This is a genomic window from Ruegeria sp. HKCCD9138, assembly GCF_057220975.1.
The window spans coordinates 107,212-119,450 of record NZ_JBWVAZ010000008.1 but is presented as its reverse complement, the minus strand read 5'-3'; the positions used below and the strand labels follow the sequence as shown (position 1 = coordinate 119,450).

Genomic DNA, 12,239 nt, shown 5'->3' with positions numbered 1-12,239 from the left:
GGCAAGGAGCGCCAGATGATCCAGAGCACCCTCTGTTTTTTCAATTCTTATTCCACGGCACCCGCACAAACCGAACAATCCGGCCGCTGCGACAGAGTAATTTTGCGGCTTTCCCCGTAAAGCGCATCGTAGATCAACATCTCGCCACGCAGAGCCTGCCCGGCGCCGGTGATCACCTTGATCGCCTCAACCGCCATCATCGATCCGACCACGCCGGGCAACGGACCGATCACCCCCGCCTCGGCACATGAGGGGGCAAGACCGGGAGCCGGTGCTTCGGGGAAGATGCACTGATAGCAAGGTCCGCCCGTTGCCGGGTCAAAGACACTCAGTTGCCCCTCCCACTGCGACAACGCACCAGAGATCAGCGGTTTGCCCAGTGCAACCGCCGTTCTGTTTGCCAGATAGCGGGTATCGAAATTGTCGGTTCCATCCAGAACCAGATCGAAATCTGCGAACAAGTCTGTCGCAATCTCTTCGGTCAGTCGCCTGTGATAGGGCAGAACGACCACGTTCGGGTTCTGCGCTTCCATTGCCTGTTGGCCGGAAAAGACCTTGGGAATACCGATATCCGTATCGCGGTGGATCACCTGACGTTGCAGGTTGGCGTTTTCCACAACGTCATCGTCGATCACGCCGATGGTTCCAACACCAGCGGCCGCCAGATACTGCAGCGCCGGCGCCCCCAAACCACCGGCACCGATCACAAGCACGCGCGCCTGTTTCAGACGTTTCTGCCCCGGCCCGCCCAGTTCCCGCAGTACGATATGCCGTGCGTAGCGTTCCAATTCCGTCTCGGTGAACTGACTGGCGGGCATCTTTGGTTCCTTCTGCGGGATCGGCGCGGCGCGGGTGCGCAAAGCCTTCAATACCCTGCCATAAACCAAAGCCAGCGCGACAAAGCCACACAGAATAAGCCACATTGCCGCGGAACCACCGGTCGCCTGACGCAAAGGGTTGTCATCGGGCAGTATGAGTTGTGCCACGATGACCCCCACCAAAAGGACCGCGACAGATACGGTTCGCGCGGTTCGGGTCACACCGGCAATATATCCAATGCCCCACAAACCGGCGCCAAGAAGCAGGACAAGCAGCATCAGCCGCGACCGGTTGAGCCGAACCCGCCAGCCCCGCGTTGTGTCTCGCCCAGGGTTTCGGTCAGCTCGAACTGTGCCTGAACGACCGGCGCAACGACCAGCTGGGCAATGCGCTCGCCATGGGTGATTTCAAACGCTTCCTGTCCGGCGTTCAATACGATCACACCCAATGGGCCGACGTTATATTCACCAAAAGGCGGTTTACACACTTGTTTGTAAGGTTCTTGCACGTCTAAACGCTTTCGAGACCGTTGACACAATATTGTTTTCAGCATTTGACCTTCGCTAGCCATCGTCACGAGTAGAAGCCCTTTAGGCGGGTTCTCCAAAATGTAGGAACTTGGTTGGACAATGTCCTTATCTAACTTTCTGCGAGAGCATTCCTCACCGCTAATCCTTGGGCAACCTGACATCGAATAATCACCTGCTCCAAGATTTCGTCAACATTGTCGTTCTTGACGCCCAACCAGGACATTTTAAGCTTGCTACCTTTTGGGGTTAGAAATTTCAGCCTCCATTTCCATCACTAGCTGGCTCAAGGAAAGATCCAACGCGCCACTTATACGTTGAAGCGTATCGAGAGTTGGTTGGTGTCGGCAGCTTTCCAGTAGTGAGATGTAACGCATGCTTCTACCTGCCAGATGCGCAAGTTCTTCTTGCGAGAGTTTTCGCGCCTGCCTGTGACGTCTCAGCACGATGGAGAGTGCGGTTACCATTGGGTCATCGATTCTTTCAGGGTCCATTTAAGGACAAAGGCGGTAAAGAGTGGCTTGCGGCTATGAAGTATACTGTGAATACTGAGTAGAACCGAAAGAAACTGTTTGGAAACACAGATCCCGGCAACTCGCTTGGTCTGGCTCGCGTAAGGAAAGATGGAACATGTCAAAAAAGTTGTCTGAAGATCAGATTGCTATGTTGGTCCAAGTCATCACTCAAAATGTATTGGACGCGGTTTCAAGCCCCGAAGAGCAGACCAGAAAACGCATGGAGAAAACAGCACAGACTGTAGTCCTCAATCGTGACCGCGGGCGTCAATTATCGCCCTACACGGGACAGCTTCACTTAAAGGTTCTGCCGGAAGATGAGGAGTGGTTCAAAGAACTAAGAAAACAGATTAACGTCCAGAATGGAAAACTCTTTCATCTTTTCCGTAGGTTCATTGACGACAACGCGTCTATCAGTGCTGCTGAGTTTCAATATATTAATCGAGTGCAGTGAGACTGCGGATGGGCTACTGAAACGGTGAAATTCGCTCACACAACGTCGTATGCCATCTCCAATGGGTGCCCGAATTCCGAAATATGCGACGAACTGTTTAGCAATACCGTAGATCAAGTTTCAGTCGATGCTGAGGCGCGTTTGGCCGCGCAGGCTTTCTACTGCCGAAACAATAGTACCTTCTTCTGGTTGCAGCTTTGCCCAGTCAGTCCAAAAGTCTCGCGTAGCGCTATCTGGCTCTATTCTAGGTCTATCGAGCTTGATGCGTGTTGGCAAAAGGACGGCATCTCCCAGAACTAACGCTTCGCCCACATCAAGTAGCGGGAGTATCGCGGTCAACTCGGACATTTGATCCGGAACTAAGCGTCGGATCACGCCCTGATCAGTTTCATTGGTGAGTCGAAGAGCAATGAAATTATTGCATTGGCTAAGGATCGTTCTGCTGATGTCTGCTGGGCGCTGGCTTACGACAACAATCGAAACTCCGTATTTCCGGCCTTCTTTTGCAATTCTTTCGAACGCAGCTAGTGCTTGCCGTTCAACGGCATCTGCGTCTTGGCGAACAGGCAGGTACAAATGGGCCTCGTCACACAGAATCGTAAGAGGCGTTCGCTGGCTTGCGTGTGTCCAAAACTGAACGTCGTAAATGAACCTAGCAAGCATACCTGTCACGACCGGAAGGACATCAGAGGGTACTTCCGAAAAATCGATTACCTTAATGCCAGCAGTTCCATCGGCTTGCAGCAACTTCCAAGCCATGTTGGCAAGCCATCCGTATGCACTTGAGGTAGACGGCGGCTGGAACATGAACCCATACCTCCTGTCGTCTAATTTCGCCTCCAAACGTGAGACAAATCTAGTCAGCTTACCCTCCCAGTCTCCCTTGACTGGCTGGCCTTTTGCTCCCGTTCCTTTCCTTGTGTCATCAGCATGCAGTTCGCGGACCAAGTCGGAAATACAGTATGGAACGGGGCTATCGATGGTGAATGTCTGAGCAATCGATGTCTGTCCCTCGGCCTGTAGAGTCTGATGCTTAAGCGTCCTTATATGTGTCCGAAATCGAGACGCCTGATTAGGTGCGTTGTTGTCCGAGCGATCAAGGATCATGGACAACATCTCCTCGTTATTGAGCATCCAGTATGGGAGAAAAACACAATTCTCTCCTGGACTATCCAAGTCGCCAGGACCAGCTATGCGATAGCCAGTTGCAATAGCGTTCTCACCTTTCGTAAGTGGCGCGTACTCGCCGTGCATGTCGAAAACGACGATATTCGGATGAGGAAGCATAGCTGCGCGTTCTAAAAGCAAAGCGACCGCGAAACTTTTCCCTGAGCCCGTACTTCCGAGAACTGCGGCATGCCTTTGAAACAGCTTATCCCCTGAGGCAATTGCCTCGGCAGAGCTGTCAGCAACAAATCGCCCTAGTCTTAGGCGTTCATTCTCGTGTAATCCGGCGCCCAGAAGGCCCATGAAGCGTTGTAAATTGCCCGCTTCAACGATATAGGCCTCACGGTCAATTTGCGGAAAGCTGTCGGCGCCCCTTTTGAATGTATTAGACTTAGAGCCGTCGACTGTTCGATATGTTCCAATCAACGTTGCTCGAACGCTGTCAACTGGGGAGATTTCTATCGGTAGCTCTTCCTCAGTACCGTCAAGGTCAGGAAGCGACTGTGCCAGCGATCTCAAAACACGCTCGACAATTGCGATCAAGAAATCCTGCTCAGTTGAACCTTTTATGGCGATAAGTTCCCCAACCCCAATCCGTGTAACCAACGAGGGGTTATCGATTGCAATCGAAATGCGATGCGTATCGACACCGGCGACACGCCCAAGGACATCTTCATCAGAAAACTTCAATGCTGTTTCAGTCATGGGCATAGTATCTCCTGAACAAATGTCCCTAGATCCCAAATCGGTTCTATTGCGGCGGACTCAGCAGAGCCGTTTCTGAAAATCCGGCAATGGTAGTCATCCAACCTGTCAATAGCAGTTATGTTGCTATGGTTTCGAGCGATTGCCTCCGAATTTTCCGACAATGTTCTTGTCAAAATCAGAGTCGGAGCACCGCGTTGGATCACTTGCGACAAATGAGTTTCCAAATGATCGTCATTGAAACCATATCCAATGACCAATAACCGGGCGGCCTCTGCCAAGCATTTGTTCATAGCCTCGCGATGCTCGTCAAATGGCCGATCATATCCCTTTCGAAGCTTGCGACGCCCGGGAGAAACAATCAAACGGGCTAGGTTCAAGTCGCCCGAAAAGCGCAACGGGCCCTCCGGGCCATCGTACCAGTCAAAGCTTCCGTGCGGTTTGAATATCCGAGCATGGTTACGTCTTCGCATACGTACCGTTCGCCCATAGATTCCGGCAGTCCTGAGCAAATTGTTGCGAGCCTCTGTTGCGTCCGGCCTGCCGACCACATCGCCGTCAAACATTGTATCAAGTGCAAGACCGGAAACCTCGCACGCCACTTCAATCAGGCGGTCATAGTTGGTGGTAAGGATCGGGGTTCCTTTTTCGGTTTTTGGAAGATGGTCTACCAGCATAGAGAAGCGTAATTGTCGCCCCCCCGAGATAACCTCCTCCAGTACGGCGTGTTCCTCAGGAAGTAATTTTTCACAGATTGCATGCACGATGGCTGCATCAAGTTCGTCGCTCGGCTCCCGTTCCATAAGTGCCGCCTCAAGACCTTTATTGCGCGCGATTGGGCTCAACGACCTCCACTCTTGAGAGGCTTCGTCTCCCAACCTTTGCGGCAAAACATTGTCAAAATGCGCAAGAAGACCGCCCATGCCGGAGATTCCTTCCCCAGCCGAGAGACCAGATCCCACAACTATAGCTAAGCCATCAGAGAAATGTCTCTGCAAAGAGATCTTAAAATCTTCAATATCGTCCAAGGGAATAACTGATCCAGCTCTACGACAATTTTTCGTTCAGTTTGACGCAATGACTTGGCTATTGAAACCGAGTCTGCGAAACGGAAATGTTATATTTCACTTTCTTGACTGAATTCTCCAATGCTTTGCATCGATCCCAAGGTCCGCTATCACTTGGGGGTATAGATGGGCTCGCGAATTCCGCGAACTTTCATTTTCCGCCGCGCGTCTTGAAGTAGAATGTACGCTCTGCGCTGCGAAGGTCCGAGTACCCATAGAGCTATATGCGCTATCCAACGAGTCTGTGTAGCAACTTGAATCAGCCGTCGAAGTCCTCCGCGTCTTCGGCAATAGCATCTATCGATACATCTTCAGCAGTCGGTTTTTCCTGCCTGATCCTCGGCGCGGCCTTCTTCCAGACGGATAGATTTGAGCCTACTTCGCCGTAAAATAGAGGAACGACTTCTTCCAAGTCAGATATGAAGTTGGCCTGTTGTGTGAACCGCCCGCCGAGGCGTTTGGATAAGAAAACGTGGAAGCCGTGTGTAACGAGATGGTCTTTGCCTTCTTGGCAGATATCAATGTCTTCCCGAAGTTCTGAGATCAAGTGCTGCGTCGGCTCGCTGGCGCCAGGCCAAAGTAGGCGGACATACAGCCCATCCAGGTTATCGACCTTGATCTGCCGAAGAAGCCAATTCAGCCTGGCTTTTGTCGATTTCTTATCTTCTGGTGCTCGGATTGTCATACCGACGTCAACGCACCGCCGCTTCAAATCTGCGGTGACTTCGATAGGGGCGGCCGTGTCCGGCACATCCAATGTACATTGCAGTTGGTGCTGTTCGCGAAGCATCAGAAGTTCATCCTTTTTTCGCTGAGCGGGATCTTTGATGTGCTTGCGCGACAGTTTCTCACTAACGGACGTTTCCACCAATCGGCTCAAGATTAGAGACAAGTCTCGGGTTTCCTGGTGCCAAGCGTCGACTACAATTTGTGCCTCCGGCGACCGCGCTGGAATGACACCGCCAGACGACACCAGTTTGTTGAGATCGCCCCATTCCTTAGGCATCCTATGGAAGCCCTGAACGCCAGCGCTCTCATGATTGAGGAAGCGCCTAAGCTCATTCAGCAACAGTAGTTGGTCCTCGTCCTCGACCTGCTCATTGCTGATCAACAACTCCGCAGTCGTGACAACATGCATCCATGACCAGTGATACACGGGAATCTTAGACCTGCTCTTCCTGACTTCCTCAACGGGGTGCGCCGTCGGCGTAGTTGCGAATTGATTGGATATCGTGATGACGCAATCGACGCCGTTCTCTTTGGCCAGAGCACGGTATCTTTCAATTTGTTCGGCATCGAGGGTGTTGTTCCCAACTTTGGTCTCAACAAGGGCCTTCCACTCGCGGGAGCCAACCTTCAGGACAATCAATCCGTCGGGCCGATCCTTGATTGCCTTTGATTGGTTCTTGAATACAACCTCGGTGAACGCATGTGCCTGAGACCGTTTCCCGCGCTTCTGGCCTACTGATTGAAGCAAAGCGGCTCCCAACTCTTCAATCTGAACCATACAAGCCAGCACAATAGACGTCGTGCGACCTTCCTTTGAAGTAGTTGAGAGAACGGGGAACAAACGGGCGGCTTCGCCTTGAGCCAGATAATCTGGCAGCTTTTCAGTCATCTATACGCCTACAACTTGAAATTGAATATCGTGTCTCAAATAGACAGCCGACTCAGCTTTCCGTCAAGTTTTCAATAAAGTATTGTCCACAAAACGTTGAGGGATACCGCTTCTCGCGTCGTTGAGTGACTACAGTTGTCAAGGAGTAGCGTATTTCAATGAAGTTCCATTCTGATTGGAAACTCACGCAATGGCAGTCAGTTGAAAGAGTTGTCAACAATGACTTAACGCGTGTCGTCGCGTTGGTGCCTATCATTGGGTATCTGATCCTTTTCAACGACCAAATTGCAGAAATAGCGTCATTTCGAATGATAGCTGGAGTTGAACCGGGTTTGGAAACACCGTTTTACCTAACTGGTATAGCCAAGATGAGGCTGGTTTTCTTTGGTAGTTTGCTTTTGCTGATTTCAAATCTAATTTTTATGGCCTTTCGTCCTCAGGTCTTAGGGCTTGCAAAAGGTGACATTGAGTTTGCCGCCAGAGTTGGAGAACGTTACAGCGTCCACGAGCTTGCGGACATGGAAGCGCATGTTTTCTCCGACCATTGGAAGCCCAGATTATCTTTGTTCTGGGAAGTGCATGACAAGTCCAGGAGTAAGAAACAGTTGGTTTCTGGCTACAGACCTGATGTTCGTTCTCATATGTTTTCGCGACATGGCGACTATATCAGCTACTTGGCGCGAGAATGGTGGACAGGAGAGATGCACACATTTCGTTTGGCGCGCTTCGTGTCACTAAGTCTGGGCATCACCGGAATCCTACTATTGGCAATTCCAACGCTGGACATAACGCAGGCCGTGGTCGGAGACGTTTATCTCAAGCTTTGGTGAGTTGCTTGGCAGTTGACCCTTATGTCACCTCAAGAACGAATGGCTGCTTCGGGCTGCGACCAACCAATGATGAAAGCCGCAGAGAACAGCGACACTGAGCCCAAAGTTGCCAGCGGTACTCAGGGCGCGAAGGTCTGCGATGCGCAGAAAGCAGACTTTGCAAAGTCTCGCTACGGCATCAAAACTGACGCTTATCGCTGTCTCGGATGTAGTAGGATAGTTCTCAAAAGCGGTCATTGATCTTCTGTGCCGCCTACCCAAGACGCCTTCGAATTTGGATCGCAGAGATACGGCGTCATCTCAACTTGCTAGGTTCCAAGCCAGACAGGCTCGATTTCTCTGTTACCCTCCTCTGCATCAAGGCTTGTATCGTGCGTACTCGAAGTCCATATACACAGGGCTTACGTTTTTCTTTTTCGACCTGCTGTCTCCCCAATTCGGCGTTCAGTCTTTCGATTCAGACCGACCACGCCGAGTCGCCGCAATGATGCGGGCGGCAAGTATTAGGAGACTTCCACCATGGCAAATGGCACAGTAAAATGGTTCAACTCGACCAAAGGTTTTGGCTTTATCGAGCCTGAAGACGGCAAACGCGACGTGTTCGTACATATCTCAGCAGTCGAACGTTCCGGCCTTAGCGAATTGAAAGACGGTCAAAAGGTTACTTTTGACGTCGAAGCTGGCCGTGACGGGCGCGAAAGCGCCGCCAATCTGGCACTGGCCTGACCTTTTACGGGCACCCTTTCTGGGTGCCCGTTTGCACAATGGGCAACTATAAGCCGTTGGAGAACAAGCAAGTTGCAACCAAAAGACTGGACGCGGGCGCTCGCGCAATACCGTGTGCCCGATGCGAAGCGCAGTATTTATGAAATTGCGATCACCGTTGTCCCCTTATTCGCGCTATGGGCTCTAGCGTGGTTTGCGTTATCATTTAGCGTCTGGATCGCAATATTGCTGGCCATCCTGAATGCCGCATTTCTGGTCCGTATCTTTATCATTATGCATGATTGTGGTCATGGATCCTTCTTTAGAAACCGTACCGTTTGCAATTGGACAGGCCGGGTTTTGGGTGTCCTTGCGCTGACACCCTATGACGTTTGGCGGCAAAGCCATGCGATTCACCACGCCTCAACCGGTAACCTTGATCGGCGTGGTATGGGTGACATCCCTACATTGACCACTGAAGAATACCTGAAGCGGAAGTGGTTCGGGCGTGCCGCGTATCGTCTGACCCGGAATCCCATCTTCCTGTTCGGTGTTGCGCCGGTCTATACGTTCTTCCTTCAAAACCGCTTACCTCTTGGTTTCATGCGGTCGGGCTGGCTGTATTGGGCAAGTGCGATGGGAACAAACGTCGCGATTGCAGGGATATTGGCTCTGGTTTTTTGGGCCGGAGGCTTTGAGGTGTTGGTATATGTTTTCCTGCCAACCATGATTGTCGCATCATCGATTGGTATTTGGCTTTTCTATATTCAACACCAGTTTGAGCACACGACCTGGGAACGGGAAGAGGGGTGGAATCTTCAGAACGCCGCATTCTATGGAAGTTCTCATTATGCCCTACCAGGCATCCTGCGGTGGTTCTCTGCTAATATCGGCGTACACCATGTTCACCACCTGGCCAGCCGCATACCGTTTTATCGGCTAAACGAGGTTTTGCGTGACCATTCTGAGTTGGAAAATTGCCAGCGTATTACTCTAAATGAGAGCTTTCATTGTGCACGCTTGCATCTTTGGGATGAAAAAAGTCAACGTCTGCTGACGTTTTCCGAGGCTTTGTCGAACGCCAATTCCAATAGGCATTTAGTGTAGTCTGGCACGGACCAGATAGGCTTCGACCGTATCACCGCCCAAGGCGCGAATGGCCTCCAATCGGTGAAGGCCTTCAATCAGCACGAACCTCTTGTTGTCCGAGCGTATCTGGATCGGGGTCTTCTGGCCGTTCTTCAGAATATCTTCGGCCAGCGTCAGAACTTTTTGTTGATCAAGCGTTTTCGCCCGTTTCACAGGTACATAGATCAGGTCGAGCGGATATGGTCTTTTCTCCAACATAAGCTACGTCAGCAACCTTTCGTGCATTTGTTTCGGTTCAGAGCTCGCTTCAAAAGCGGGGGCTAGAACGTACGTCATAGAACCGAACGAACAGCGTCGCGCAGTTCCTGATGCATAATCCAAGTTGCTGGCTCATCGTCACTTTCGATGTGAGAAAATGCCAGGACCTGTGCAGCGCCATCATTCTGTGCCGATCCAGCTTCGGGAAGTTCGAGTTCCAGATATTCTGCAATCAATAGTCCGATTTTCTTGAAGACCTTGATGGACGCCTCGCGCGATTTGTAACCGGCCGCCTGAGACAAGTGACCAATAGTCAGACCTTCCTTGCCTGCTATGGTAAGTGCTTTGAGCATTGTAACCTGCGCAGGGGTCAGCCTGATCTGGCGCAGTGCCTCGGCATATTCTCTTTCGCTGGGAACGAGAGTGCCGGAGTTACCCTCCAAACGGCGTTGACCGCTACGTTTCCTGTCTCGTTCTTCGAGAATTTCTTTTAAGGCTTCAATGGCCAATGCTGGAGTTTCGCCAACTGCATCGGCAATCATTGCCTGCGTTTTAGCCGGTGGCTTGGGAAATGCGCGCGCAACGCAGTTACCACTCAGAATGCCAGCCTTAATCAAGTATTTTCCAAACTCTTCTTCAATCACTCCTGATACGTCAGCGTTCCGCGACTTACGAACACTGCGGTCCTGAAATGCTCTTTGTTCCAAACCACGAGCTGACATCTTTGAATCGTGAAGAGTCACTTGGGGGGCATTTTTGCGCATCAGAGAAACACGACCACAATTATGGCCGCAACAAACACCGCTAACGCGATAAACATCTTTACTCTGTAGGACCAGCGATGCGCCCTTTCGGCTTTGAGCATTTTGCCCAGATTTTCGTCAATTGAGTTATGGTTCACGGCTTGGTCCTTCCGGATATTTCAGGCGGTATTGATTTCCACCAACCTATTGTCGCGGCACATTTTCGGTGCACTTATCGTTCTGTCTTGTGAACGGCCGATTACATTCCCAACCATCACCTCTTCGATTCAAGTGAGCGTTTGAAGGGACAAGGATCGCAACGCACCTGTCCCGGTTTGCGCGAAAACCACGTTCGCATTTCCATCCGGAATAAGTTTCAGGTGCAAGATATGCATGCTGTGGAACAGCTACAGGATCACAACCGCTCTCCGTTGCTCTGTAACCTCTGAGGCACACCCAACCATCCGCGCTGTTTTTGTCAGTCAGGCGGCCGTTGCTCGGGACATTAATCGAAACACAATCCTGGCCCTCCTTACGAAATCCCCAGTTACAGTGTATTTCCTGCGCGCCAAACCGGGTTTCGACGTATCCATTTCGAGGTGCAATCACTTCTTCACATTCTGCGCCGACACGCTGGAACAGCCGATTGCACTCCCACTGATCTCCGGTTGATGCAAGATAGGCATTTTCAGGAACTCTTATCTCCTCACAAAGTTCTCCGACATTCTGAAAACCGTGATTGCATTCCCAGCCGCTGCCGTAGGAGCTACCCGTCAAATATGCGTTTTCCGGTAAGTCTATTCTTTGGCACGATCCGTTCTTGTTTTCGAAACCTTCGTCACAAACCGATCCATCGGCACTGCCTGCGATCTGGGCAGGAAGCTGCGTTCCTGAGAGCAACACCAAGAGTGTCGGGATCAAACAAAGAATGCAGCGCGTAAACACGATGAAAGACTGATTGAAACGGAGCCTGAGACCTGTTTTATCGGTCATCAAGCACGCAATTTATGAGCCATGTGCTGTTCATACGGCGCCTTCTTTCATGGGTCACGCGATGACTGGGGCATGTCAGGTGACAGTTGCGAATGCTTGCGAGGAACGAGCTCATAGCGAAGACCCCAGCGAAACCCGTTCCTATGCTGGGGCACATGCTACGTTAGTCTGAAGGCCATTGGATTATCGAAGCCGGCAGCATCGCGGCGACGAGTAATTTTTACCAATGCACGTTTGTGGTCCTTAGCCAGAATAGAGTCAAGGAAGTTTCCCTCGTCGCAACGCTAGTACTGCCAAGGCAGGTGGTTTTGAAACAAGCACGTGACCAAGTAGCCTGGTGAACCGCCGAAAGAAGTTACTTGGCATTAATCTGTTGTTGTAGGGTTTTGGGGTCGGACCAGCAGCGAATGGCAGATTAAGTCCGCGTCTCCTTGTCGAGCCTGAGTGCGGCGAAAGAGCGGTACGTGATCAAGGTTTCCTCGTGGCTATGAATGACTGGCCTGACGTCATCAGCAGCAACGCAGCGACATTCGTGCCGCTCCTGTGAACTGAAGCTGCGCAAGCACTCGCGGCGCGAGCAAATGGTTAATCTGTTACGCTTCTCGGGAATTGCAAAGTCTAATTGTGAATGTCCGTTTTGGGCTGAGACCGGTCCTCAGCAACCGTTAAGCCTACGGCAACTATGTCCGCTAAGCCGGAATTGCAAAGTCTTGGATTGAAGGTCCGCTTCGGGCTGCGATCAGCTAATT

General features: G+C 51.4%; 12 protein-coding genes and 1 pseudogene. 4 read left to right on the top strand and 9 right to left on the bottom strand.

Annotated features, from left to right (window positions below):
• Positions 1-47: 47 nt before the first annotated feature.
• The 3 genes and pseudogenes from AC2TEL_RS14660 to AC2TEL_RS14650 form a co-directional block, all read right to left on the bottom strand.
• The gene (locus AC2TEL_RS14660; protein ID WP_480904834.1) at positions 48-1,097 is read right to left on the bottom strand and encodes a HesA/MoeB/ThiF family protein; all 1,050 of its coding nucleotides are present in this window, start codon (positions 1,095-1,097) and stop codon (positions 48-50) included.
• Positions 1,097-1,273: pseudogene (locus AC2TEL_RS14655) on the bottom strand (dUTP diphosphatase); the annotation flags it as partial. The gene AC2TEL_RS14660 and the pseudogene AC2TEL_RS14655, both read right to left, overlap by 1 nt.
• A 309-nt stretch (positions 1,274-1,582) precedes the next feature.
• A complete protein-coding gene (locus AC2TEL_RS14650; RefSeq protein ID WP_480495471.1) occupies positions 1,583-1,813 on the bottom strand; it encodes a helix-turn-helix domain-containing protein in 231 nt (76 codons plus the stop codon).
• Between the two features lie 163 nt (positions 1,814-1,976).
• On the opposite strand from AC2TEL_RS14650, the gene AC2TEL_RS14645 reads away from it, so the two are divergent.
• Entirely contained in the window at positions 1,977-2,315 is a 339-nt protein-coding gene (locus tag AC2TEL_RS14645) for a hypothetical protein (RefSeq protein WP_480904831.1), read from the top strand.
• Positions 2,316-2,435: 120 nt separating this feature from the next.
• Here the strand turns inward: AC2TEL_RS14645 and AC2TEL_RS14640 are convergent, their stop codons facing one another.
• From AC2TEL_RS14640 to AC2TEL_RS14630, 3 genes are all read right to left on the bottom strand, one after another.
• Positions 2,436-4,187: an ATP-binding protein gene (locus tag AC2TEL_RS14640; protein WP_480904828.1), complete on the bottom strand. Its 1,752-nt coding sequence runs from the start codon at positions 4,185-4,187 to the stop codon at positions 2,436-2,438.
• A complete protein-coding gene (locus AC2TEL_RS14635; protein ID WP_480904826.1) occupies positions 4,184-5,215 on the bottom strand; it encodes an SIR2 family protein in 1,032 nt (343 codons plus the stop codon). The genes AC2TEL_RS14640 and AC2TEL_RS14635 overlap by 4 nt, the downstream gene beginning before the upstream one ends.
• Positions 5,216-5,513: 298 nt before the next feature.
• Positions 5,514-6,872, bottom strand: a complete 1,359-nt coding sequence (locus AC2TEL_RS14630) for a hypothetical protein (protein ID WP_480904824.1) — start codon at positions 6,870-6,872, stop codon at positions 5,514-5,516.
• Positions 6,873-7,030: 158 nt separating this feature from the next.
• Here AC2TEL_RS14630 and AC2TEL_RS14625 point away from each other — a divergent pair, with 158 nt between their 5' ends.
• The 3 genes from AC2TEL_RS14625 (at position 7,031) to AC2TEL_RS14615 (ending at position 9,514) form a co-directional block, all read left to right on the top strand.
• A complete protein-coding gene (locus AC2TEL_RS14625; protein ID WP_480904821.1) occupies positions 7,031-7,702 on the top strand; it encodes a hypothetical protein in 672 nt (223 codons plus the stop codon).
• Positions 7,703-8,221: 519 nt separating this feature from the next.
• Positions 8,222-8,428: a cold-shock protein gene (locus tag AC2TEL_RS14620; RefSeq protein WP_170328727.1), complete on the top strand. Its 207-nt coding sequence runs from the start codon at positions 8,222-8,224 to the stop codon at positions 8,426-8,428.
• A 72-nt stretch (positions 8,429-8,500) separates the two neighbouring features.
• Positions 8,501-9,514: a fatty acid desaturase gene (locus AC2TEL_RS14615; RefSeq protein ID WP_480904818.1), complete on the top strand. Its 1,014-nt coding sequence runs from the start codon at positions 8,501-8,503 to the stop codon at positions 9,512-9,514.
• On the opposite strand, the gene AC2TEL_RS14610 is transcribed toward AC2TEL_RS14615, so the two are convergent.
• The 3 genes from AC2TEL_RS14610 to AC2TEL_RS14600 all read right to left on the bottom strand — a co-directional run bounded on the left by AC2TEL_RS14610 (position 9,506) and on the right by AC2TEL_RS14600 (position 11,490).
• Entirely contained in the window at positions 9,506-9,754 is a 249-nt protein-coding gene (locus tag AC2TEL_RS14610) for a ParB N-terminal domain-containing protein (RefSeq protein ID WP_039524390.1), read from the bottom strand. The two genes, AC2TEL_RS14615 and AC2TEL_RS14610, sit on opposite strands and share 9 nt — an antisense overlap.
• Positions 9,755-9,828: 74 nt before the next feature.
• Positions 9,829-10,518, bottom strand: coding sequence for a hypothetical protein (locus AC2TEL_RS14605; RefSeq protein WP_480904815.1), 690 nt, complete (start codon positions 10,516-10,518; stop codon positions 9,829-9,831).
• A 183-nt stretch (positions 10,519-10,701) separates the two neighbouring features.
• On the bottom strand, positions 10,702-11,490 hold the full coding sequence (locus tag AC2TEL_RS14600; protein ID WP_480904813.1) for a hypothetical protein: 789 nt from the start codon (positions 11,488-11,490) through the stop codon (positions 10,702-10,704).
• Positions 11,491-12,239 lie beyond the last annotated feature (749 nt).